Below are 22,305 nucleotides of genomic sequence, written 5' to 3' on the forward strand. Positions count from 1 at the left end.
GCGATCCATGTCCATCCACGGGGGCGGGGAGGTCGGATGGTGCGGGGGACGATCACGAGGCTGGTGACGACGATCACGGCGGTGGCCGTGGCGGTGGCGCTGGCGTTCGCAGCGGTACCGGCGACGGCTCAGGCCGCGCCGAAGTCGCCGCCGAAACCCGACGCGTTGCAACTGGTCGGTACCGGTATCGAAGAAACAATTCTCGTCAAGCAGGACGAACGGCCGAAGCTGTTCCAGATGCTGCTCAGCGAGGTGAACTGGCTGGCGCAGGCCTCGGGGTCGACCAGCGGTGTGCCGAAGCCCGCGGACCTGGGCCCGAAGTTCACCGTGACCCTGCTGGTCAAGAATGCGCCGAATCAGCTCTACCACCTGTACCCGATGGCCGAGGGCGGCCCGCGGGCACACCGGCCGGCGAAGCAGCCGTCCGGCAAGAAGACCGACGCCTGGTTCTACGGCCGGCTCTCGATGCCCGAGTCGCTGCGACTGGGCGGTGCTCCGCTCGAGGGCAAGCCGGACGTCGTGCAGAGCGGCATCGGTGGCGGCGTCGGCACCGACCTGGCGGTCGAGGAGGTGAACCCGGTCGAGGAGATGACCGTGGCGTTCGCCGAGTTCCGTCGGCTGTTCCTGCTCAACGGAGCGGTCCTGCTGGTGATCCTGACCGGTCTGGCCGGCATGGCGTTCCTCATCCGCCGGCGGGTCTGACACCCTCCGGCCGATCGGCGCTCTTCCGGGGCGTCGCCGAGTTCTCGACCAGGCGGACCAGGTCCTCCAGGTCAGCGTCGAACTCGGCGGCGCCCTCGAGCATTTCCCCCGCCGTTCCGGGCAGCCCACCGGTGACCTCACCGGTCGTGTAGCCGAGCAGGAACGCACAGATGAGCCGGGCCTGCCGGGGCACCTCGGAGTTGGGGACCCCGGCGTCGGCCAGGATGCCCTGCAGCGCGGCGGCCATCCAGGAGGCCGAGGGCCCGGCCGCGGAGCGGTTCAGCAGTAGCGGAAAGGCGCTCGGGTGGGCGCGCGCCAGCGAGCGGACGGCCCGGCCGAGCGCGCAGAGCCGGCGACGCCAGTCCACGTCGGCCGGGTTCTCACCGACCGCGGTGCCGAGCTCCAGGTGCAGCAGGTCGACCAGACCGTCGAGGAGGGCGTCCTTGCCCCCGACGTACGGGTAGAGGGCCATCGACGTGAGCCCGACCCGCTCCGCGACGGCACGCATCGACATGGCGGCCAGCCCGCGCTCGTCCACGAGAGCGAGCGCCTGATCGAGGATCTGCCGTCTCTTGTCGTCCACCACGCCAACCTGACCAGTCCGGCGCCCCGAGAACCCGGAAACGCGCCCGTCACTCACCCGTACGAGGCACTGCTAGCACCAGCGGCCGGGTGGGCGGCCGCGACCGGCGGCGCGACGGCGCGGCCGGACCGCGCCGTGCAGGTGTGCTCCGGCCCATCCGCGTAGTTCGGTACGACAGCCGACCCGTTCGGTGCGCGGGTCCACGATCAGCTCCTCGTCGGCCGGCGACACTGCCGGCGAGTCGTCGAGGGCGGGATCCCTGTCGGAGCACGCGAACGCGTCGTCCCGTTCCATCATCTCGCCTCCTCGATCCGTGGCCTCGGCGCAAGTGTCCGTCGGCGCCGACTTTTCATCGGCACCTCAACGCCCGGTGTTAACTCCCGACGGACCGACGTCCGACACCTTGCCAGGTCACCGACCGAAATCACGGGAGAGGCGCACCGCTACGCCGGTCAAATGTCATAAAAACCCCTAAACAGTGCATAAAACTCGTTTCTGGTGCATGTCAGCCCGATTCCGGTCGCGGGCCCCGGCGTGACACGCTGGGCCGGTGGCAGACAACGACACCGGTACAGCAGCCGGGGCCAAGCCGGACACCACGGCGAAACCCCTGGCCCCGGGCACGCTGCGCCGCATCGAACGGCAGGCCGGCGCGCTGGCCAGCGCCGCCGTCGCCCGCATGGATGAGACGCTGCCATGGTTCCGCGCGCTCCCGGCCGACCAGCGATCCTGGGTGATGCTCGTCGCACAGGCCGGAGTGCGCTCCCTCGTCGAGTGGCTGCGCTCCGGCGGCACGGTCGCCGCCAGCACCGAGATCTCCGACGAGGTGTTCGCCGCGGCGCCCCGCGCACTGGCCCGGGTGATGACGCTCACCCATACCGTGCAGCTGATCAAGGTGACCGTCGACGTCGCCGAGGCCGAGGTGCCCGGCTACGCCGAGTCCGGCGAGCAGGACGCGCTGATCCAGGCCATTCTCCGGTTCTCCCGGGAGATCGCCTTCTCGGCGGCCCGGGTCTATGCCCGCGCCGCCGAGTCGCGCGGTGCCTGGGACGCCCGGCTGCAGGCCCTGCTCGTCGACGCCCTGCTGCGCGGCGACTCCTCCGACGTGCTGGCCAGCCGGGCCGCAGCGCTGGGCTGGGCGGACGCGCCACCGGTCGCGGTGGCGGTCGGCCGCTCCCCCGGCGGCGACCTCACCGCGGTGCTGCACGCCGTCTACCGGGCCGCCCGGCGGGCCCGGCTCGAGGTGATCGCCGGCGTGCACGGCGACCGGCTGGTGGTCGTGGTCGGTGGCGCGACCGATCCGGTGGCCGCGGCGTCCGCGCTCGGTGGCGCCTTCGGCGAGGGCCCGGTCGTGGTCGGCCCGGCGGTGCCGTCGCTGGACCAGGCCACCGAGTCGGCACGGGCGGCGCTGGCCGGCTTCCGGGCCGCGTCGGCCTGGCCCGGAGCACCGTCCCCGGTGGCCGCCGACGACCTGCTGCCCGAGCGGGTGCTGTCCGGCGACATGGACGCCCGGCGCAAGCTCCGGCACGACGTGTTCGGTGCGCTGGCCCGGGCCGGCAGCGGCCTTCTCGAGACGCTTGACGCCTTCTTCGCCTCCGGGGGCGTACTGGAGAGCGCAGCCCGGGAACTCTACGTCCATCCGAACACGGTCCGTTACCGGTTGCGGCGGGTCGCCGAGGTCACAGCGCTGTCCCCGCTGGACGGGCGCGACGCGTTCGCGTTGCGGATGGCGCTCACCATCGGCCGTCTGGACCCCGCGACGTGACCCGGATCTCTCACCATCCGCGCCGATAAGCGGAGGTGTGAATGGGGATGAAGTTACCCAACAACACCCCTGTTTTGTAGGAACCCTACAACGCGGGTCGTAGGGTTTGGTCGTGCCTGGCTACCCCGCAAACCCGTTCGATCCGGAAGAGTCGAGGACGTGCTCGCCGTACTCTCGCCCGGCCAGGGTTCCCAGAAGCCCGGCTTCCTCACCCCCTGGCTCGACCTCCCCGGCGCCGAGGCCCGACTGACCGAGTGGTCCGCCCTCGCCGGCGTCGACCTGCTGCACCTCGGCACCCGCGCCGACGCCGAGGAGATCAAGGACACCGCACGCACCCAGCCGCTGCTCGTCGCCGCCGCGCTGCTGGCCGGTGAGCACCTGCCCCTGGATCGCGTCGGCGTGGTCGCCGGGCACAGCGTCGGCGAGCTCGGCGCCACCGCCCTGGCCGGGGTGCTGACCCCCGCCGACGCGATCACCCTGGCCGGTGTCCGCGGCCGGGAGATGGCCGCCGCCTGCGCCCTCGAACCGACCGGCATGAGCGCCGTCCTCGGCGGCGACCCGGACGAGGTGGTCGCCACCATCGACAAGCACGGGCTGTTCCCGGCGAACCGCAACGGTGCCGGCCAGATCGTCGCCGCCGGCGCGCTGCCCGCACTCGCCGATTTCGCGGCCGCACCGCCGGCGAAGGCCCGGGTGATCACGCTGCAGGTGGCCGGCGCCTTCCACACACCGTTCATGGCACCCGCCGAGACCGCGCTGGCCGCCGTCGCGAGCGGGGTCGCCACCCGGGATCCGGCCCGGGCCCTGCTGTCGAACCTGGACGGCACCGCGGTCGCCGACGGCGCCGAGATGCTGCAGCGGCTGGTCCGCCAGGTCACCGCGCCGGTCCGCTGGGACCTGTGCATGCGGGCACTGAAGGACCTCGGCGTCACCGGCATCATCGAGCTGCCACCCGCCGGCACCCTCGCCGGCCTGGTCAAACGCGAGCTCAAGGGCGACGGTGCCCCGGAGATCGTCACGCTCAACACCCCGGACGACCTGCCGGCCGCCCTCGACCTGATCGCCCGCACCGAAGGAGAAGCTCGATGACCGCGGGTTCCCGCATCCTGGCGATGGGCCACTACCAGCCGTCGCGTGTGATCACCAACGACGACCTGGCCAGCACGCTCGACACCAACGACGCGTGGATCCGGGACCGGGTCGGCATCGCCGAACGGCGGGTCGCGGACGGCGAATCGGTCGCCGACATGGCCACCTTCGCCGCCGAGAAGGCGCTCGCCGCCTCCGGGCTCACCGCCTCCGACATCGACCTCGTCATCGTCGCGACCTGCTCGGCCATCGACCGCTGCCCCAACGTGGCGACCCGCGTCGCGGACCGGCTCGGCATCAACGCCCCGGGCGCGTTCGACGTCAACACCGCCTGCTCCGGCTTCTCCTACGCGCTCGCCACCGGGGACCACGCGATCCAGGCCGGGGCCTCCCGCAACGCCCTGGTGATCGGCGCGGAGAAGCTGTCCGACATCACCGACTGGTCCGACCGTACGACCGCCGTGCTCTTCGGTGACGGTGCGGGAGCAGCAGTGCTCAGTGCCGTCCCGGACGGCGAGGCCCCCGGCATCGGACCGGTGGTCTGGGGTTCCACCCCGGAGAAGGGCGAAGCCCTCAAGATCGCCGGCTGGCAGCCCTACATCAAGCAGGAGGGCCAGGCGGTCTTCCGCTGGGCCACCACCGCGCTCGCGCCGTTCGCGATCGAGGTGTGCGAGCGCGCCGGGGTCGCCCCGTCGGAACTGGCCGCCTTCGTCCCGCACCAGGCCAACACCCGGATCATCGACGGCATCGTGAAGCGGCTCGGCCTGAGCCCCGACGCGATCGTCGCCAAGGACCTCGTCGAGTCGGGCAACACATCCGCCGCGAGCGTCCCGCTGGCCCTGTCCAAGCTGATCGAGCGGCGCGAGGTGCCCTCCGGGGCGCCGGTGCTGCTCTTCGGCTTCGGCGGCGGCCTCACCTACGCCGGCCAGGTCGTCCGCTGCCCCTGAGCAGCGCGCCCGGCCGACGACAGTTCCCACCATCGAGAGGAAAGATTCCCACAATGGCAACTCGCACAGAGATCACCTCCGGCCTCGCCGAGATCCTCGAGGAGGTCGCCGGGGTGAACCCGGACGACGTCGCCGAGGAGAAGTCCTTCACCGACGACCTGGACGTCGACTCGCTGTCCATGGTCGAGGTCGTGGTGGCCGCCGAGGAGAAGTTCGGCGTCAAGATCCCGGACAACGAGGTGCAGAACCTGAAGACCGTCGGTGACGCCGTCACCTACATCGAGGCGAACCACTGACATGAGCAACGTAGACGTCGTCGTCACCGGGCTCGGCGCGACGACCCCGCTGGGCGGGGACGTCGCGTCCACCTGGGACGCCTTGCTCGCCGGCCGCTCCGGGGTGGGACACCTCACCCAGGAGTGGGCCGGTTCCCTCCCGGTGCGGATCGCCGCGCAGCTGGCCGTCGAACCCTCCGAGGTGATCGAACGGGTCCGGCTGCGCCGGATGGACCGCTCCGAGGCGATGGCCGTGATCGCGGCGAAGGAGGCCTGGGCGGACTCCGGGCTCGCTGACTCCGGGCTCGACCAGGAGCGGCTCGCGGTGAGCTTCGGCACCGGCATAGGTGGCGCGATCACCCTGCTCGACCAGGACGACATCCTGGAACAGCACGGACCGCGGCGGGTCAGCCCGCACACGGTGCCGATGCTGATGCCGAACGGTCCGGCCGCGCATATCGGACTGGAACTCGGCGCCAAAGCCGGCGTCCGGGCGATGGCCAGCGCCTGCGCCACCGGCGCCGAAGCGGTCGCACTCGGACTCGACCTGATCCGGCTCGGCCGCGCCGACGTGGTGGTGGCGGGCAGCACCGAGGCCGTCATCCACCCCCTGCCGGTCGCCGGGTTCGCCTCGATGCGGGCCATGTCGACCCGCAACGACGACCCGGAGCGGGCGTCCCGGCCGTGGGACAAGGGGCGCGACGGTTTCGTCCTCGGCGAGGGCGCCGGCGCGCTGATCCTGGAACGGGCCGACCACGCGATCGCCCGAGGAGCCAGGATCTACGCGCGTCTCGCCGGTGCGGGCATCACCTCGGACGGATACGACATCGTCCAGCCCGACCCCGAGTGCCGCGGAGGCATCCGCGCCATGCGGATGGCGATCGAGGACGCCGGCCTGACCGGCGCCGACATCCACCACGTGAACGCCCATGCCACCTCGACCCCGGTCGGCGACATGGGTGAGATCAAGGGCATCCGGGCAGCCATCGGCGGCCACCCGATCCTGACGTCGACCAAGTCGATGACCGGCCACCTGCTCGGCGCGGCCGGCGCACTCGAGTCGATCGCCGCGATCCTGGCCCTCCGGGACGGCATCATCCCCCCGACCATCAACCTCGACGACCCCGACGAGCGGCTCGACCTGGAGGTGGCGGCCCACAAGGCGCGGACCGCAGACATCCAGGCGGCGATGAACAACTCGTTCGGCTTCGGCGGCCACAACGTGGCCCTGGTCTTCACCCGCGCCTGATCCCCGCCGACGAGCCCGTACTCCTCGGGTGTCGATCCCGCCTCCGGCCGGACCACGACCCCGAGGAGCGGCTCCGGCTCCGCGGCCCTCCAGCCCAGCTCCCACCGGCTTCCCGGCCACTGCCGGCACCTCCCGGCCCGCCCGCCAGGCCGTTGGCTTCCCGGCCACCGCCAGCACCTCTCGGCCCGCCGCCGACTTTCCAGCCGGCTGTTGGCTTCCGGTCGGATATGGCTCCCCGGGCGGCTGTGGGCCTCCCGGCCTGCGGCCGACAGCCGTGACGCCCGACCACGGCCTTGCGGTGAGTTGCGGTGCTGGTTGAGCGGAAGACGCAAACCTCTATCCGATACGGCCACAACCCCGGCAACCGCACCATCGCGAACCGGGGCCACCCCGGCGCGAGGCAACGGCCTCTCTCGCCCGCCAGCGCGCCTCACGGGCTGCAGCGTTGCTCACCGCCAAATCCCCGGACGCCCCACCCCGACGCCGTGCCCGCTCGGGAGCAGGCCCGCCGGCCGTAGCCCAGCCACGCAATCCGCACTGCAATCCAGGCCTGACCTACGGCCGGCGCTCCGTCCGGGCACTCGCGGAAGCAATCCACCCAGCGGAACCAGGCACTGGTGGGCCCCGAGCCGGCGAGAGGCGGCCGCACCGAGACCGGCACATTCGGACCGGCCGCGTTGAGGAACCCACTCATGGTCGACTCTCCGCCACGCCTGGCCGCCCAGCCCGGACGCTCAACAGTCGCTCGCCTGCCGTCCACCACCTGGCTACCGGAATCGTGTGAGTTTGCGGCGAGTACCCAGGCGAACTTCACGAGATCGACCCCGATATGCACCGTGCCGCCCCAAAACCCCGCCCCACCGCGACCGTGTGAGCTTGCGGTCGTGGCAGGGGCACAACCTCACAAGATCGCCCGTGGACATCACAACGAGCAGCACCGCCAACCCCCCGCCCCGCAAGCATGTGAGTTTGCGGCAGCCACCGCGGCCGAAGCTCACTAGATCGCATACGACACACGACATGCGGCACCCAGCCGCACGCGGCACCCAGCCGCACCCAGCCGCACCCAGCCGCACCCAGCCGCACCCCGCCGCACCCAGCCGCACCCAGCCGCACCCAGCCGCACGCGGCACGCGATTGGCGGGAGCACGCGTTGCGCTTGATCTTGCCGGGCGAGCCGGCTTTCGGCGACGGGTGGAGGCAGCGGCCGGTGCTTTGGCGACGCCGGCGGTGAGGGGACTTCCTCAGCCCGTGCGGCGCGTTGGGGCCGCGACGGGCCGCACGCGTCGCGATCGTCGTGGCCCCGGTACGTGATCGGTGCGGTGGTGGAAGCGATGGCCGTACCGGAAAGGGCCTATTTCGCGCATGCGCTCCGGGGCAGCTTGCCGACCGCGACGGGTGACCGCCCGGGTGCCTTGGCCTTGCCGGCGATGACGGCGGCCAGCGCGTCGAGTGACAGCTTGCTCGACGAGTAGGTGGCGATGAGGGTGCGTGTGTTCGCCTGGGCGAGCAGTCCCGGCGAGTCCATCATCACGGTGATCGCGGCCGAGTCGTCGAGGTCGACGCGCTGGTCGCCGTAGCCGACGAGGCGGATCACGCTGCCGCCGGACGCCTGGACCTGCATGCCGGCTCCCTGGAGGGCCTTGACCAGGTTGACGCGGGCCACCTCGCGGCTGGCGGGCGCGGAGACCGAGACCGGGCCCCGGGCGAGCGGGCCGGAGCAGGCGCCGCGGAGGACCGTGACGGCGGCGGCGTCGAGTGCCGACACGGCCTGCAGGTGGGCGGGTGAGCCGATGACGGAGAGTTCCGGCTGCGGGGTCTGCGCGGTGCGGAACTTGAGGGTGAGGATACGGGTCACGGCTTCGGTGAGGCGTTCGCGTTTGAGGCTGCCGTTCTTGAGCGCGTTGACGATGCCGTCGCGGGCGGCGCCGATGTCCGGTGGCATGAGGAGCATGTCGTTGCCGGCGTTGAGGGCGCGGACGGCGGCTTCTCCGGCGGGCCATTTCTGGGCGGGGGCCATGTTCATGGCGTCGGTGACGGCGACGCCGGTGAACTTGAGGCGGCCGCGCAACTCGTCGGTCATGATCTTGCGGGAGAAGGTGGCGGCCACGCCCTTGTCGATGGCCTGCAGGTTGAGGTGGCCGGACATCACCACGCCGGCGCCGGCGTCGACGCCGGCCTTGAACGGTGGCAGGTCCTGCTGTTCCCACGCCTTGCGGCTCTGGCCGATCAGCGGCAGTTCGTCGTGGCTGTCGGCGGTGGTGTGGCCGTGGCCGGGGAAGTGCTTGAGGGCGGCCGCAACGCCGGACGACTGCAGGCCCCGGACGGCGGCGGCGACCTGCTGGGAGTTGGCCTTGGCGTCGCTGCCGAAGGAGCGGGAGCCGATCACGCCGCCGCCGGCCGTGCCGAGGGTGTCGGCGACCGGGGCGAAGTCGACGGTGACGCCCATCGCGGCGAGTTCCGTGCCGGCCGCGCGCCAGGCCTGCTCGGTCAGCGTGGGCTGGCGGGCGGCTCCGAAGGCGAGCGCGGACGGCAGCATGGTGACGCCCTCGGTGACGCGGGTGACGATGCCGTACTCCTGGTCCATGCCGATCATCAGGGGCGCACCGGCCGGGATCTTGCCGGCGGCGTCCTGGAGACCGGCGGTCAGGGCGCGGACCTGTTCCGGGTTCTCGACGTTCGTGGTGGGGTTCGTCTTGCCGGTCGGGTCGTCGGGGGCGAAGCCGACCAGGATCAGGCCGCCGAGCCGGTACTTGGTGATCATCTCGGCGGGGGTGTCGACTCCGGCCAGCTGCTGGTTGCCCTGTCGGTTGACCGGGTCGACCTGCGTGGCGGAGCTGCCGTAGGCGTAGGGCATGAGGACCTGGCCGGCCAGGTCCTCGTCGCTGAGGCGAGCCACCACCTCGGCGGCTCGCGCGGCCGGGTCACCGGTCACGGCGGGCGGGGCACTCGCGGTCACGGCCGGCGAGACCGGGGCCGCGGTGGCCGGCGCGGTCCGGGTCGGCGCCGGCTCGTCGCTACAGGCCCCCAGAGCCAGGAGCAGGGGTACGGCGAGCGCGCGCGACAGAGTTCTCACGATCGCCATCGAACCAGTTCACGGCAAACGTCGCCACTTCAACCCGCCATCACGTTTTGGGCATGCTTCAGGACGATTTGCCTGTACGGCCGGGGCGGTGTCAGCCGACCCGGGTCAGCAGCGTGACCGGTGCGCCGTCGCCCGCGTAGCGGTAGGGCTCCAGCTCCACGTCCCAGGCAGTGCCGAGCGCCTTCTCCAGCGCATGCGACAGCGCCTCGGGCGCACGGACCGAGGACATGATGGCGCGCAGCCGGTCCTCGCCGATCTGGATGTCGCCGGAAGCGCCCATGACCCCGTGGAACAGCCCGCGACCGGGAACGTGCATGAACCGTTCCCCGTCGACGCCCGGACTGGGTTCCTCGGTGACCTCGAATCGGATCATGGGCCACTGTCGCAGGGCAGCAGCCAGCTCGGCACCAGTACCAGCCCGGCCGGTCCAGCTGCACTCGGCTCGGCGCATGCTCGGATCGACCGGTTGCACGGTCCATTGCAGATTGACCGGCGCGGTCAGGACGCGCGCGATCGCCCACTCGACATGCTGGCACACGGCGAGTGGGGTCGAGTGGACGTATACGACGCCACACGTTGGCACGGTGACCTCCCGGAGACCGAGGTGCGTCTTCCCCTACGACCTCGACCGCGGTTGATCGTGTCCCATGATGCCGGGTGGTACGGATGGTGCGCCAGAGAATCCGCAACATCGACTATGGGAGCTGCCGTAGTGGCATACCCTGCCCAACGCTGTTACCTGCTCCGACGGTATGGTTGACCCGCCGTCGTGTAGAGTTGCCACGGCCTTTTTTCTACTCTTCTCAGCTTTCTCCAAGGAGTACCGCCGTGGCGAGCAACACTTCAAAGACCGCCCGCGCATCAGTCCGCGCCGGCCAGAGCACCGGTGGCGCCCTCAGCGTGCTCGGTGAGTACAAGTACCTCATCCCGCTCGCCAACGGCCGCTTCGCGTACGTTCGCAACCTGACCAACGGCAAGACCCAGCACCTCAGGACCGACTCCGACGCTTTCGTCGAGGAGATCCGGGTGCTGGCCGCGGCCGGTCACGGTGCGAAGATCCGCACCGAGCTGAACAGCCTGCACAACACCAACCCGGAGCACGGCTGGAACGAGACCGAGAAGCGTCTCGTCGACGCCGGCGTCTTCGAGGGCTGATTGTTCGAAAAACGCGCCGCCCGGCTACGGCCGGGCGGCGCGTTTTTGCATGATCAGTGGATCAGGGCAGGAACTCGACCCAGCCGCTGTCCAGGTCGTACACGGCTCCGGCGACGTTCACCTTGCCCGCGGCGATCCCCTCGGCCAGCTCAGGCACCGCACGCAGCCGCTCCACCGTGCGGACCACGTTCGCCCGGACCGCCTTCTCGGCCGCGTCCTCGCCCTCGAGGCCGACCTCCTGCACGGCCGGGGCCAGTTCGTCGACCAGATAGCCGACCGGGCTGGTGTCACCGCCGGGGACGGCGCCCCCGCGCAGCGCCTTGACCGTGGCGTGCACGGCCCCGCAGCGCTTGTGGCCGACGACAAGCACCAGGGAGACGCTCAGCTCGGCCACCGCGAAGTTGATGGAGCCGATCAACGAACGGTCCAGCACGTGCGCGCCGGACCGGGCCACGCAGATCGAGCCGAAGGTCTGATCGAAGATCGCCTCGAGCGGCACGCGTGAGTCGATGCAGCCGAGCACCAGTGAGTGCGGTTTCTGCCCGTTGGCGGTCGCGGCGGCCCGGGCCACGTCGTGGCCGTACCGCGGCCGGCCGTAGACGAAGCGCTTGTTACCCGCTATGAGCTCGCTCATGGCGGCGGCGGGGGTACTGACCTGGGCGTCACGAGTAGCCGTCATGTTAGGGATTTTCGCTGCCCCGGCCCCGGGGTGAAGTGATTGCGAGCTAACTCACTGTCCCGCCGGTACGAGCGGTAGGGCCATAAGTCCTCCGGAAACATGCTGGTAATACTCCACATCACGAGTGATGCTTATTACCCGTGGGTACTGCGGGGAGGGTGACCCTCACGGAGGTACCCATGCTCACTCTTGCCGACGGCGTACAGCTGCACGTCTCCGTCTCCGGCCCGAAGGACGCGTCGACCACTGTGGTGCTCTCGCACGGCTGGTGCCAGGACCGGCGTACCTGGCGCCATCAGATCGCCGCCCTCGGTGAGATGGGACACAAGGCTCCCCGGGTGGTGGCGTACGACACACGTGGCCACGGCCGCTCCAGCGCCACCCGGCTGCGGGGCGCCACGCTGGCCCAGCTCGGCGACGACATGGCCGAGGTCGTCCGGCGGTACGCCCCCTCCGGTCCGGTGATCCTGGCCGGCCACTCGATGGGCGGCATGACGATCATGGAGTACGCCCACCGCCACCCCGAGGAGTTCGCCTCCCGCGTGTCCGGCCTGCTGCTGGTCTCGACCACGGCCGAGGGCCACACCCACACCCGGTACGGCCTGCCCCCGCAACTGGCGAACGTCCTGCGGATCGGCGAGACCGTCGGTGCCGGCCTGCTCGCCCGTGCCGGCGCCTGGCGCCCGCACCGGGCCGTCCTGCCCGCGCTGCGCCCGGCCCTGCGCTGGCTGCTGTTCGGCGACGAGTGCGCCGAGGACGCGATGCTGCTGACCATGCGGGCTCTGGGCCGGGCGCCGCTGCGCTCGATCGGCGGCTTCCGCGAGTCGATCGGCACGCAGGCACGCCTGGACACGCTGGCCGGGCTGGGTGACATGCCGGCCGCGGTGCTGGTCGGCTCCCGCGACCGGCTGACCCCGCCGGCCTGCGCCGAGTCGATCGCGGGCGCGCTGCCCGATGCCGACCTGACCGTGGTTCCGGGCGCCGGTCACATGCTGCCGCTGGAACGGCCGCGTGAGGTGTCCGACGCGTTGATCAAGATCGTGCGCCGGGTGTCCCGCCAGGCGAAGCGCGACCGTCGCCGGATCGCCGCACCCGGCCGCGCCCAGAAGGCCGCCTAGTCGTTTTCCGAGGAAATGCACACCTCGGCGGTGATCCGGCGACGATCCTGGGAAGTTCGAGCCTTTGCGTGACTCCCGGCACCGTGCGACGCGGACGGACGGGGCATTCGACGCGGGCCCGCGGGCAGGAGTAAGTTCGATTGCCCCCTTCGCGCGAGCATGCCCGCGCGTTCGGTGGTGCGCCACGCGAGAGGGAGAGCAGCGGACTTGAGTGACACCACCGTTCTGGAGCAGGAGATCGCGGTCGAGCAGCAGCACGTCGACCGGGTCTATGCCCGGCTCGCCGAGTTGCGCCGGGATGCGTCCCGGGCCGAGAAGGAGGGCTATCAGCTCGCCGGGGTGGGCACCTTCGGAGCGCTGGTCGAGCGCGACGCGATGGTGTTCCACGCGGCCCGCCGCCGGCACGCCCTGGACACCGAGTACGAGGGCCTGGTCTTCGGCCGGCTCGACCTGAGGACCGGCGCCACCCACTACGTGGGCCGGATGGGTATCCGCGACGACGGCTCGAAGCCGCTGGTGGTGGACTGGCGGGCACCGGCCGCGGCCGCGTTCTACCGGGCCACCCCGGCCGATCCGCTGGGTGTGGTGCGCCGCCGGATGATCCAGTCGAGCCGGGAGAAGGTCACCGGCATCGAGGACGACCTGCTCGACCCGGACGCTGCGCCCGAGGACATGCGGGTGGTCGGGGACGGCGCTCTGCTGGCCAGCCTGGCGAAGGCGACCGGCCGTGGCATGCGCGACATCGTCGCCACCATCCAGCGCGAGCAGGACGACGCGATCCGCTCCCCCGCCTCGGGCGTGACGATCGTCACCGGCGGCCCCGGCACCGGCAAGACCGCGGTGGCGTTGCACCGCGCCGCGTACCTGCTCTACGCCGACCGCAGCCGGTTCGCCGGCGGCGGCATCCTGGTGATCGGCCCGTCCGGTGTCTTCGTGGAGTACATCGCGACCGTCCTGCCCTCGCTCGGCGAGGAGACGGCGACGCTGCGCTCGCTGGGCTCGCTGGTGCCGGGCTGGGACGCGACCCGGGTGGACTCGGGCGAGGTGGCCGCGATCAAGGGCTCCCTGCGCATGCGGCGGGTCCTGGAGCGGGCCTCGCACGACGCGGTGCCGGGTTCGCCGGGCGAGCTGCGGCTGCTCTACCGCGGCGCGCTGCTCCGCCTGAACGCCAATGACCTGGACCGGATCCGGCGCTCGGCACTGCAGCGCGGGGCGCGGCGCAACGAGGTCCGCGGGCACGGCTTCGACCGGGTCTTCGACGCGCTCTGGGCACAGGCCCGGGACGCGAAGGTCAGCGGGCTGCCGGAGAAGCGCGAGTTCGAGTCCGAGCTGGCCGACCGCAACGACTTCCGGGAGTTCCTGAAGGCCTGGTGGCCACGGTTCACGCCGATGCGGGTGCTGCGCTGGCTGGCCGACCCGGGACGCCTCCGGGCGTACGCGAACGGGATCCTCTCCCGGGACGAGATCGCCATGCTGCAGGGCTCGTTCGACGCGCTCGCCACCGAGGGCCCGACGATCTCCGACGTGGCGCTGCTCGACGAGCTGGACGAGCTGATGGGCCGGCCCCGGCAGCCGCAGAAGAAGTCGAAGAACCCGTTCCACGTGCGCGACGGGATCCAGGAGGTCAGCACGTTCGCGGACCGGCAGGCCGCGAGCCGGGCCCAGCGGGTGCAGCGCGAGGAGGACTACCGCGACTACGCGCACGTGGTGGTCGACGAGGCGCAGGACGTGTCGCCGATGCAGTGGCGGATGATCGGCCGCCGCGGGCAGTACGCGTCGTGGACGATCGTCGGCGACCCGGCGCAGACGGCCTGGTCCGGTGACCCGGCCGAGCTGGACCGGTCGCGGGACCGGGCGCTGGGCAGCCGCAAGCGCAACAGCTACGCGCTGACCACGAACTACCGGAACTCCTCGGAGATCTTCGAGGTGGCGGCGAAGGTGATCCGGACCATCATGCCGGACCTGCCGTTGCCGTCGGCGGTGCGCAGCACCGGGGTGGAGCCGGTCGACGTGGTGACCGGGGCGCCGGCGCTGCCGGAGACGGTCCGGGAACTCACCGAGAAGCAGCTCACCGAGGTGGACGGCACGATCGGTGTGATCACGCCGGTGCCCCGGCGGGACGAGATCGCCGGCTGGGTCGCCGGGCTGCCGGAGCGGGTGCAGGTGGTGACCGCGCTGGAGGCCAAGGGCATGGAGTACGACGCCGTGGTGCTGGTCGAGCCGGCGCGGATCGCGATCGACCCGGCCGGTGTCCGCACCCTGTACGTGGCCCTGTCCCGCGCGACGCAGCGGCTGACCACGGTGGGTACGGACCCCGGCTGGCTCCCCTGACTCAGGGAATCGGCACGGCGACCGCGTTGTAGGTGGTCTCCGGCGTCGGTGTGGTGGTGAAGCGGGCGTTGGGCAGGTAGAACCGCTTGCGGTACTCGGCGATGGTGGTCGGCACGTCGAACGCGGCGTTGCCGGTACGGGAGATCACCGTGCCGGTGGCCGCGCGCCGGTCCAGGGCCACCTTGGTGATCACGTTGAGGCGGTTCTGCACGACGTAGAGATCCTTGCCGCGCAGCCACAGCCCGTCGCCGTTGACCACCGTCTCCGCCCCGAGGTCGATGCGCGAGGTGACGCCGGAGGTGGAGACCCGGAACAGGAAACCGGTGTTCGACTGGACGATGATCAGGCCGCGGCCGTCCGGCGTACGGCTGATGCCGTTGGCGTTGTTGCCGGTCTCGAGCTTGATGTCGCCGGTGAGCGGCACCGCGACGGCCGCGTCGGGCAGTCTGCCGTGCCGGCCGAACGGAACCTTGAACAGCACCAGGTTGCGGGAGTCGGTGAACCAGGCGGCGTCATCGGTGACGATCACGTCGTTGATGAACGTGTTCGAGCCGGCCGGCTGTAGCTGGTAGGACTTCAGCACGGCACCGGTGCGCAGATCGATGACCCGGGCGTTACCGCCGGCGCCACCGGCCACGAAGAGCCGCCCGTCGTCGATCTTGAGGCCCAGCGAGGCGGTTCCGGGCCCCTCGCTGAGCGTGGCACCGGCGCCGGTGCGCAGGTCCACGCGGTAGATGTCGCCGTCGACGCGGGAGCCGAAGTAGGCGTACGGCTTCCCGCCGATGGCGATGCCCTCGGGCTGGAAGCCGCTCGGCAGGGTGATTGTGCTGGGTAGTGGCCTGGATGACGTCGCCGCGGCGGGCACGCCGGTTACGGTCACCGCACATGCGGTGAGGCAGAGAACGTTCGCAAGGGTACGACGAAGCACGAAACTTCCTTTCCGATGCAAAACCGGACATCAAGATTCTCGGCGCACGGGAAGGCAGGCACAACCGATTGCATATATAGCGATGTCCGCATACATTGGCGACGGCCTGCCGGACGACGGAAGGTGAACACCATGGGAGCCGGCCACGACCACGGGACCCGGGACCTCCTCGCGGGCGGGGCCGGGCATCGGCGACGCCTCTGGTGGGTGGCCGGGCTGCTGACCACCTTCATGATCGTCGAAGCGGTGGCGGCCTGGCTCACCGGTTCGCTCGCGCTGCTCTCCGACGCCGGGCACATGTTCACCGACGTGCTCGCGATCGCGATGACCCTGGCCGCCATCACCGCCGCCCACCGGGCCGGGACGGACTCGGGCCGCACCTACGGCCTTTACCGGCTCGAGGTGCTGGCCGCGCTGGCCAACGCGGCGCTGCTCACCCTGGTCGCCGGCTTCGTGCTGGTGCAGGCCGTGCGCCGGTTCACCGACCCGCCCCACGTGCCGGCCGGCTGGATGCTGCTGGTCGCGCTCGGCGGCCTGGCGGCGAACCTGGTGGCGTTCGCGCTGCTGCGCCCGGCCGCCAAGGAGAACATCGGGGTCCGTGGGGCCTACCTGGAGGTGCTCGGCGACCTGCTCGGTTCGGCCGGGGTCATCCTGGCGGCATTGATCATCTGGGGCACCGGCTGGGCGTACGCCGACCCGATCGTCGCCGTGGTGGTCGCCCTGATGATCCTGCCCCGCACGTTCGCCCTCGGCCGGTCGGCGATCCGCATCCTGGTCCAGGCCGCTCCCGAGCACCTCGACATCGCGGCGGTACGCGATCGGCTGGCCGCTGTTCCCGGCGTCTGCGATGTGCACGATCTGCATGTCTGGACCCTGACCGAGGGCATGGACGTGGCCTCGGCGCACCTGAGTCTCGACCCGCGGGCCGAGCTGGGTGCCGTCCTCAGCGTGGCCCGCGAAGCCCTGCACGAGGACTTCCACATCGACCACGCCACCCTGCAGGTGGAACCGGCGGGCGCGGGGCGGCACTGTACCCCGATCAGCTGGTAGCGATCATCCCACTGGTCGCGCGACCATCGGTGTATGTCGAACACAGTCGCCCATCGGTCGGGAGCCGCCCGGGACGGCGCGCCGGCTGATCGTTCCGCGCGATGCTCCGAGCCGTAAACGGGATCCGTACTTTTTGCGATCCGCCACGCCGGATGCGCAAAAAGATAACAATGCGAGACATGAGTGACGGGCGGGTCATGGTGTTCGCACCGGCCCCACAGCTGACGGTGACCATCGAGCAACACCATGACGAACCGGAACTGCACGTCCATCCGGGCGGCCAGGGCATCTGGCAGACCCGGATGATCACCGTGCTCGGTGCGCAGGTGACGCTCTGCACGGCGGCCGGGGGTGAGGTGGGGCGGGTGCTCGCTCCCCTTCTCAGCGAACTGCCGGGGGTGACGTTGCGGCTGGTGCGGCGCGAGCACGGCAGCGGCTGGTACGTGCACGACCGCCGGGGCGGCAGCCGGCAGGAGATCGCCGAGCGACCCGGGAACCCGCTCTCCCGGCACGAGCTGGACGAGCTCTACAACCTGACACTGGCCGAGGGCCTGCGCGCCGGCATCGCGATCCTCAGCGGCCCGGCCCACCCATCGGTCATCAAACCCGAGGTGTACGGCCGGCTCGCCGCCGATCTGCGGGCCAACGGCTGCCAGGTGATCGCCGACCTGTGCAGCCGCCACCTGGCCGCCGTCCTGGAGGCCGGCATCTCGGTGCTGAAGATCAGCCACGAGGAGCTGATCGCCGACGGGATGGCCCCGGACGGCAGCACCGGCGCCCTGACCAAGGCCCTCGTCCAGCTGCACGAGGCCGGCGCCGAGACGGTTCTGGTCTCCCGGGCCGACATGGGCGCGCTGGCACTGTTCAACGAGGAGATCTACACGGTGGCGCTGCCCCGGCTCACCCCGGCCGAACACCGTGGCGCCGGCGACTCGATGACGGCCGGAGTCGCCGCCACCCTGGCCAACGGGGGCCCGATGGACGAGGCCGTCCGCACCGGCGCTGCGGCCGGTGCGCTCAACGTCACCCGGCACGGGCTGGGCACCGGGCACGTCGACGCGGTCCGGGTCCTCACCGAGCGGGTCCGGTTGACCCCGATAGAGAAGGCATCATGACCCCTGCAGCGGGCAATCACCAGCGAATGCGCATCCTCATCACCAACGACGACGGCATCGAGTCCCCCGGCATCCGCTGGCTCGCCCGCACGGCCGCACACGCCGGGTATGAGGTCGTGGTGGCGGCACCGCTGAGCGAGTCGAGCGGTGCCAGCGCCTCGGTGACCGCGGTGGTCCAGGACGGGAAGATCGTCTCGGAGCCGCGGGAGCTGGCCGGATGCAAGAACATCCCGGCCTTCGGGGTGGCCGCCTCCCCCGCCTACATCGTCCTGCTCGCCATGCGCGACGCCTTCGGGCCGGCGCCGGACGTCGTACTCTCCGGGATCAACCGGGGCGCCAACGCCGGGGCCGCCGTGGTGCACTCCGGCACCGTGGGCGCCTGCCTGACCGCCGCGCACGCCGGCCTGCGCGGGCTCGCCGTCTCACTCGACGTGCTCACCCCGGCCGCGGCCAGCGCCTCGAGCGGCGGCGCCGCCATCGCCGCCCTCAACAAGATCGACGACGAGCAGCACCACTGGATCAGCGGCGCCGAGATGGCGGTACGGCTACTGCCCTCGCTGATGCACACCCCGCCCGGGACCGTCTTCAACCTCAATGTCCCCGACCTGCACGTCGACGGCATCCGTGGGCTGAAGCAGGCGACGCTCGCCCGTTTCGGCCAGGTGCAGATGAGCATCGCCGAAGCGGGCGACGGTTACGTCCGGACGGCGGTGCAGGCCGCCGAGGAGAACCTCGACCCGGGCACCGACCTGGAGGCGCTCGCCGAGAATTTCGCCGTGGTCACGCCGATCCGCGCACCCCACGAGGACCGCGAGGTGCGGATCAACGTGGAAGGCGTGCGGGTGCAGAGCCCGGCTTACTGAGACCGGCTCACCGGAACCGGCCTGCTGCAACCGGCTCAGGCGGTCACCGTCTCCTCGTCGAACGGTTGTGGGTTGCCGAAGAGGCCGAGCAGCCCAGTCACCCACAGCTGGCGGTGTGCAAAACGGCTGGGCCGCGTCACCACGAGCTTGACCCCGCTGACCCCGGCCAGCTGGAACGCCGCGACCAGGGCACTGATACCGACCGAGTCGATGAAGGTCACGTGCCGCATGTTCAGCTCGATCCGGACGGGCGATCCGGTGGACAGCTGTGCACCCACTGCCTCACGGATCTCGTACGCGTTCTCGACATCGATCTCGCCACGCGGGGACACTTCCACCGCGCCGTCGGCAAGCGTCGACGTCGTTATCGACAGCGTCACGTCTTTCCCTCCACCCACCCGGCAGGTCCGGGTGCTGTTCCTCTATACGCGGGCGGCCTCAGCACCGTCCCTGGACAGGGCGGCGAGGGTTACCCTCGAAAGGTTCGGTGAAACTGCCCGAAAGGTTAGGCCCCGAACCTGTTAGCCACCTGAGTGGCCCGTGCGAACCTGGTCAACAGTACTGCGGCCCGTCAAATCGTTTTCGAAACGTGATGACGTCCACACCGGACGTTTTGCGCCGGACCGAGGCGGGAACAGTGACGACGATCGTGACGGAGGTGACGGACATGTTCGCTGGTAAGAACCGGGCGGAACGGACCGCCGAGGAAGCGTGGGAGCACCTCTCCGGTGCCTGGTCCACGGCCGGGGAGAACGCCGGCCGGGCCGGACGGAAGGGACGGCGCCTGGCCGCGCGCGCCGGCGGGCGGGTGACGTCCGCCACGGACGAGGCTCTGACGCGCGCCTCCGCGGCCGCCGACGCGCTGGCCGGGCGGCGTCCGGCCCGCCCGTGGGGACTGATCGCCGCGGTCGGTGTGATCGCCGCGGCGGCCGGCTGGGCGATGGCGAGCGCGGCCCGCGCGGCGCTGGAACGACAGGCCGAGAACGAGGAGATCGAGCTGGCCGAGACGGCGGTCGTGGTCACCCCGACGTACGACGACCACTGACCCGCGAGTGCCGTTCTTGCAGGCCCTTGCTGCTCTCCCATGTTGAGCCCCGGCTCTGTACAGTTGAGCGGCATTCGGCTTGAACTCCTACAGATAAGGTCCGCTGGTGCTCAGTGCAGGAAGCCTCCTGGACAACCGCTACCGGTTGGACGACCGCGTAGCCACCGGCGGCATGGGTGACGTCTGGCGCGGCACCGATGTCGTGCTGGGCCGCACCGTCGCGGTGAAAGTCCTCCGGACCGCGATGCTCGAGGATCCCGAGTTCGCGGCCCGGTTCTACGGCGAGGCCCGGATGATGGCCGCGTTCCGGCACCCGGGCGTGGTCGAGGTCTACGACTACGCGAGCGACGGCGACTACGACGGTCCCGAGCAGGTCGCCTATCTGGTCATGGCGTTCGTCGAGGGCGATCCGCTCTCCAGCCGCGTCAAGGAGGGCCCGCTCGGCGTCGCCGAGACGATGGCGATCGTCGCGCAGGCCGCTGACGCACTGCACGCCGCCCACGAGAACGGGATCGTCCACCGCGACGTCAAGCCCGGCAACTTGATCGTGAAACCGACCGGCGCGGTCATCCTGGTCGACTTCGGGGTGGCCCGGTCGACGGCCATGACCAGCGTCACCGGCCTCAACGCGATCGTCGGCACGGCGCTCTACATGGCTCCCGAACAGGTCGCCAAGGGCAACCTGACCCCGGCCACCGACATCTACGCGCTCGGCGCGGTGGCCTACCACTGCATCGCCGGCCGTCCGCCGTTCGACGGCGACAACGCGCTGCAGGTGGCCCTGCGCCACCTGGAGGACGATCCCGACCCGCTGCCCGACCACGTGCCCTACGAGGTGCGTGAGCTGATCGCCCGGGCGATGGCCAAGCAGCCGTCCGACCGTTTCCAGAGCGCGGCCGAGTTCGCCGAGGCAGCGTTCGCCGTCGCCGGCCCGCTGGACTGGAAACGGCTCACCGGCACCTCGTTGAACGCCCCGGTCAGCCCGGCCCGCGTCGGTTCCGGGGCCTATCCGGCGGCCCGTTACGCGACCGGCGCCCATCCGATCCGTGCCGGTTTCGCCGGCGACCAGGGCATGACCGCCCCGATCAGCCCGGCGGCACCCCAGCCGCTGCCGGTCCAGCGCAGTGTCGCGACGTCGGCGCCGTTCCCGGTCTCGCGGCCGGGCCAGCCGCCGGCCCAGCGCATCCTGATGTTCGCAATCCTCGGCCTGTTCGTCCTGGCCGGCGGTCTCGGTGTGGCGTTCGCCCTGGACAAGGACGATCCGCCGGCGAATTCGACGGGGAATCCGGTGAAGGAGGGCCCGGCGCTGCTGCCCGGCCCGGCCGAGTCCCCGGAGCCCAGCACGGGGCCGTCCCCGCAGGAGTCGACATCACCCACGGGCCGCCCGAAGAACATCAAGACGCGGACCACTCCGTCCAGCGCCCCGGCGAGCGTGACCTCGCCCACGCCTGCCGCGAGCTCGTCCTCGCCGGCCCCGAGTTCTCCCTCGCCGTCTACGGACAAACCCACCGATCCGACGAAGGATCCCGATCCGACCGATCCGACGACCGATCCGACGACCCTTCCCCCGATACTCGGCGGCTGAGCACGCGGCCACACCTGAAAAGCAACTAACCCTCAACTCGGGCGGCCCGCGGCCGATGGTCCCGGCGGCACGGTGAAGCAGCCGGGCCGATACGGGAAGAGGGTCGCACCACGATGACAGTCCAGACTCCGCCGGAGCCGGGCCACTACCCGAGCGCACCATCCTGGGCCCCTCCGGAGCCCGCGCCGGCACCGCCCGCGGCCACCCCGCTGTACGGCGGGACCGTGCCCGCCTACGACTCCCCCGACAACAAGCACGGTCAGTTGCTCGTGCGCTTCCCGGGCGAGGTCCATGCCGGGCATCGACCGGAAGCGCCGTCGTGGCGACCCGTGGTGGCATGGACGTTCGTGCTCAGCGTGCTTGGCGTGATCTCGGTGCTGCGCCGCGCGTCCCAGGCCCGGGGGTACGGCCGCAGCCGTCGCCCGTACTGGATCGCCTTCGTTGCGACGCTGGTGGCCGGCGCCGCTTTCTGGACCGGGGCGGTGGCCACCGTGGCGATGCCGCTGTACCGATACCACGTGGAGTCCGGCATCACCGGGCAGCTGCAGTCGGCCGTGGCCTCGGACGCCCGGGTGAAGAAGGAGTTCGGCGCGGTCTCCGGAGTCGAGTGCACTCCGGAGACCGACCGTGACGCCGAGGGCCTGCGCACCTACCTGTGCACGTTCCAGATGTCCAACGGCAAGACCAACGGCCTGTACGTCGACGCCGACATCAACGGCAACTGGCAGGAGAAGAGGTAGG

At 71.1% G+C, this 22,305-nt stretch carries 22 protein-coding genes; 15 read left to right on the forward strand and 7 right to left on the reverse strand.

What is annotated here, in order from left to right; all coding sequences use genetic code 11:
* Positions 1-36 precede the first annotated feature (36 nt).
* Positions 37-702 carry a hypothetical protein gene (locus AB0G04_RS24575; protein WP_360987018.1) on the forward strand — a complete coding sequence of 222 codons (666 nt, stop codon included), beginning with the start codon at positions 37-39 and terminating at the stop codon, positions 700-702.
* On the opposite strand, the gene AB0G04_RS24580 is transcribed toward AB0G04_RS24575, so the two are convergent.
* Both AB0G04_RS24580 and AB0G04_RS24585 read right to left on the reverse strand, forming a co-directional pair.
* Entirely contained in the window at positions 683-1,285 is a 603-nt protein-coding gene (locus AB0G04_RS24580; protein ID WP_360987021.1) for a TetR/AcrR family transcriptional regulator, read from the reverse strand. The genes AB0G04_RS24575 and AB0G04_RS24580 overlap by 20 nt on opposite strands.
* Positions 1,286-1,357: 72 nt before the next feature.
* Positions 1,358-1,582 carry a hypothetical protein gene (locus AB0G04_RS24585; RefSeq protein ID WP_360987023.1) on the reverse strand — a complete coding sequence of 75 codons (225 nt, stop codon included), beginning with the start codon at positions 1,580-1,582 and terminating at the stop codon, positions 1,358-1,360.
* A gap of 313 nt (positions 1,583-1,895) precedes the next feature.
* On the opposite strand from AB0G04_RS24585, the gene AB0G04_RS24590 reads away from it, so the two are divergent.
* The 5 genes from AB0G04_RS24590 to fabF all read left to right on the forward strand — a co-directional run bounded on the left by AB0G04_RS24590 (position 1,896) and on the right by fabF (position 6,610).
* A complete protein-coding gene (locus tag AB0G04_RS24590; protein WP_360987256.1) occupies positions 1,896-3,050 on the forward strand; it encodes a helix-turn-helix domain-containing protein in 1,155 nt (384 codons plus the stop codon).
* A gap of 159 nt (positions 3,051-3,209) precedes the next feature.
* Positions 3,210-4,139 (forward strand): ACP S-malonyltransferase, encoded by a 930-nt coding sequence (locus AB0G04_RS24595; RefSeq protein ID WP_360987026.1) that lies wholly within the window; start codon positions 3,210-3,212, stop codon positions 4,137-4,139.
* The gene (locus AB0G04_RS24600) at positions 4,136-5,086 is read left to right on the forward strand and encodes a beta-ketoacyl-ACP synthase III (protein ID WP_360987029.1); all 951 of its coding nucleotides are present in this window, start codon (positions 4,136-4,138) and stop codon (positions 5,084-5,086) included. The genes AB0G04_RS24595 and AB0G04_RS24600 overlap by 4 nt, the downstream gene beginning before the upstream one ends.
* Positions 5,087-5,139: 53 nt before the next feature.
* Positions 5,140-5,382 carry an acyl carrier protein gene (locus AB0G04_RS24605; protein WP_106316632.1) on the forward strand — a complete coding sequence of 81 codons (243 nt, stop codon included), beginning with the start codon at positions 5,140-5,142 and terminating at the stop codon, positions 5,380-5,382.
* A gap of 1 nt (position 5,383) precedes the next feature.
* Positions 5,384-6,610, forward strand: coding sequence for a beta-ketoacyl-ACP synthase II (gene fabF, locus AB0G04_RS24610; protein WP_360987032.1), 1,227 nt, complete (start codon positions 5,384-5,386; stop codon positions 6,608-6,610).
* Positions 6,611-7,964: 1,354 nt separating this feature from the next.
* On the opposite strand, the gene AB0G04_RS24615 is transcribed toward fabF, so the two are convergent.
* On the reverse strand, positions 7,965-9,695 hold the full coding sequence (locus AB0G04_RS24615) for a glycoside hydrolase family 3 N-terminal domain-containing protein (RefSeq protein ID WP_360987035.1): 1,731 nt from the start codon (positions 9,693-9,695) through the stop codon (positions 7,965-7,967).
* A gap of 91 nt (positions 9,696-9,786) precedes the next feature.
* Positions 9,787-10,278, reverse strand: coding sequence for a DUF3145 domain-containing protein (locus AB0G04_RS24620; RefSeq protein ID WP_093611019.1), 492 nt, complete (start codon positions 10,276-10,278; stop codon positions 9,787-9,789).
* A gap of 245 nt (positions 10,279-10,523) precedes the next feature.
* On the opposite strand from AB0G04_RS24620, the gene AB0G04_RS24625 reads away from it, so the two are divergent.
* Entirely contained in the window at positions 10,524-10,850 is a 327-nt protein-coding gene (locus tag AB0G04_RS24625) for a hypothetical protein (RefSeq protein ID WP_360987038.1), read from the forward strand.
* A 61-nt stretch (positions 10,851-10,911) separates the two neighbouring features.
* Here the strand turns inward: AB0G04_RS24625 and AB0G04_RS24630 are convergent, their stop codons facing one another.
* Positions 10,912-11,529: a carbonic anhydrase gene (locus AB0G04_RS24630; protein ID WP_360987041.1), complete on the reverse strand. Its 618-nt coding sequence runs from the start codon at positions 11,527-11,529 to the stop codon at positions 10,912-10,914.
* Between the two features lie 179 nt (positions 11,530-11,708).
* On the opposite strand from AB0G04_RS24630, the gene AB0G04_RS24635 reads away from it, so the two are divergent.
* Together AB0G04_RS24635 and AB0G04_RS24640 are read left to right on the forward strand one after the other, a co-directional pair.
* Positions 11,709-12,647: an alpha/beta hydrolase gene (locus tag AB0G04_RS24635; protein WP_360987044.1), complete on the forward strand. Its 939-nt coding sequence runs from the start codon at positions 11,709-11,711 to the stop codon at positions 12,645-12,647.
* A 207-nt stretch (positions 12,648-12,854) separates the two neighbouring features.
* The gene (locus AB0G04_RS24640; protein ID WP_360987047.1) at positions 12,855-14,978 is read left to right on the forward strand and encodes an AAA family ATPase; all 2,124 of its coding nucleotides are present in this window, start codon (positions 12,855-12,857) and stop codon (positions 14,976-14,978) included.
* Between the two features lies 1 nt (position 14,979).
* Here the strand turns inward: AB0G04_RS24640 and AB0G04_RS24645 are convergent, their stop codons facing one another.
* Positions 14,980-15,906 carry a superoxide dismutase gene (locus tag AB0G04_RS24645; RefSeq protein WP_360987050.1) on the reverse strand — a complete coding sequence of 309 codons (927 nt, stop codon included), beginning with the start codon at positions 15,904-15,906 and terminating at the stop codon, positions 14,980-14,982.
* A gap of 132 nt (positions 15,907-16,038) precedes the next feature.
* Between AB0G04_RS24645 and AB0G04_RS24650 the strand changes: the two genes are divergently transcribed.
* From AB0G04_RS24650 to AB0G04_RS24660, 3 genes are all read left to right on the forward strand, one after another.
* Positions 16,039-16,956, forward strand: coding sequence for a cation diffusion facilitator family transporter (locus AB0G04_RS24650; protein ID WP_360987053.1), 918 nt, complete (start codon positions 16,039-16,041; stop codon positions 16,954-16,956).
* Between the two features lie 170 nt (positions 16,957-17,126).
* Positions 17,127-18,071, forward strand: coding sequence for a PfkB family carbohydrate kinase (locus AB0G04_RS24655; RefSeq protein WP_360987056.1), 945 nt, complete (start codon positions 17,127-17,129; stop codon positions 18,069-18,071).
* Entirely contained in the window at positions 18,068-18,934 is an 867-nt protein-coding gene (locus tag AB0G04_RS24660) for a 5'/3'-nucleotidase SurE (RefSeq protein ID WP_360987059.1), read from the forward strand. Before AB0G04_RS24655 ends, AB0G04_RS24660 begins: the two co-directional genes overlap by 4 nt.
* A gap of 35 nt (positions 18,935-18,969) precedes the next feature.
* Here AB0G04_RS24660 and AB0G04_RS24665 read toward each other — a convergent pair whose 3' ends face one another.
* Positions 18,970-19,314 (reverse strand): STAS domain-containing protein, encoded by a 345-nt coding sequence (locus AB0G04_RS24665; RefSeq protein ID WP_360987062.1) that lies wholly within the window; start codon positions 19,312-19,314, stop codon positions 18,970-18,972.
* 287 nt (positions 19,315-19,601) lie between these two features.
* On the opposite strand from AB0G04_RS24665, the gene AB0G04_RS24670 reads away from it, so the two are divergent.
* The 3 genes from AB0G04_RS24670 (at position 19,602) to AB0G04_RS24680 (ending at position 22,304) form a co-directional block, all read left to right on the forward strand.
* Positions 19,602-19,979, forward strand: coding sequence for a hypothetical protein (locus AB0G04_RS24670; RefSeq protein ID WP_360987065.1), 378 nt, complete (start codon positions 19,602-19,604; stop codon positions 19,977-19,979).
* A gap of 106 nt (positions 19,980-20,085) precedes the next feature.
* Positions 20,086-21,564, forward strand: a complete 1,479-nt coding sequence (locus AB0G04_RS24675) for a serine/threonine-protein kinase (RefSeq protein WP_360987068.1) — start codon at positions 20,086-20,088, stop codon at positions 21,562-21,564.
* A gap of 113 nt (positions 21,565-21,677) precedes the next feature.
* Complete coding sequence (locus AB0G04_RS24680) at positions 21,678-22,304, forward strand: hypothetical protein (RefSeq protein WP_360987071.1); 627 nt, start codon at positions 21,678-21,680, stop codon at positions 22,302-22,304.
* Position 22,305: the final 1 nt, after the last annotated feature.

The organism is Actinoplanes sp. NPDC023801 (genome assembly GCF_040639655.1).
Taxonomy (GTDB): domain Bacteria; phylum Actinomycetota; class Actinomycetes; order Mycobacteriales; family Micromonosporaceae; genus Actinoplanes.

What these genes read in the sequence shown, in the direction of transcription:
- AB0G04_RS24575 (WP_360987018.1), top strand. Translation starts at nt 37, where the DNA reads ATGGTGCGGGGGACGATCACGAGGCTGGTGACGACGATCACGGCGGTG.
- AB0G04_RS24585 (WP_360987023.1), bottom strand. Translation starts at nt 1,582, where the DNA reads ATGATGGAACGGGACGACGCGTTCGCGTGCTCCGACAGGGATCCCGCC.
- AB0G04_RS24600 (WP_360987029.1), top strand. Translation starts at nt 4,136, where the DNA reads ATGACCGCGGGTTCCCGCATCCTGGCGATGGGCCACTACCAGCCGTCG.
- AB0G04_RS24605 (WP_106316632.1), top strand. Translation starts at nt 5,140, where the DNA reads ATGGCAACTCGCACAGAGATCACCTCCGGCCTCGCCGAGATCCTCGAG.
- fabF (WP_360987032.1), top strand. Translation starts at nt 5,384, where the DNA reads ATGAGCAACGTAGACGTCGTCGTCACCGGGCTCGGCGCGACGACCCCG.
- AB0G04_RS24615 (WP_360987035.1), bottom strand. Translation starts at nt 9,695, where the DNA reads ATGGCGATCGTGAGAACTCTGTCGCGCGCGCTCGCCGTACCCCTGCTC.
- AB0G04_RS24630 (WP_360987041.1), bottom strand. Translation starts at nt 11,529, where the DNA reads ATGACGGCTACTCGTGACGCCCAGGTCAGTACCCCCGCCGCCGCCATG.
- AB0G04_RS24635 (WP_360987044.1), top strand. Translation starts at nt 11,709, where the DNA reads ATGCTCACTCTTGCCGACGGCGTACAGCTGCACGTCTCCGTCTCCGGC.
- AB0G04_RS24650 (WP_360987053.1), top strand. Translation starts at nt 16,039, where the DNA reads ATGGGAGCCGGCCACGACCACGGGACCCGGGACCTCCTCGCGGGCGGG.
- AB0G04_RS24655 (WP_360987056.1), top strand. Translation starts at nt 17,127, where the DNA reads ATGCGAGACATGAGTGACGGGCGGGTCATGGTGTTCGCACCGGCCCCA.
- AB0G04_RS24660 (WP_360987059.1), top strand. Translation starts at nt 18,068, where the DNA reads ATGACCCCTGCAGCGGGCAATCACCAGCGAATGCGCATCCTCATCACC.
- AB0G04_RS24670 (WP_360987065.1), top strand. Translation starts at nt 19,602, where the DNA reads ATGTTCGCTGGTAAGAACCGGGCGGAACGGACCGCCGAGGAAGCGTGG.
- AB0G04_RS24680 (WP_360987071.1), top strand. Translation starts at nt 21,678, where the DNA reads ATGACAGTCCAGACTCCGCCGGAGCCGGGCCACTACCCGAGCGCACCA.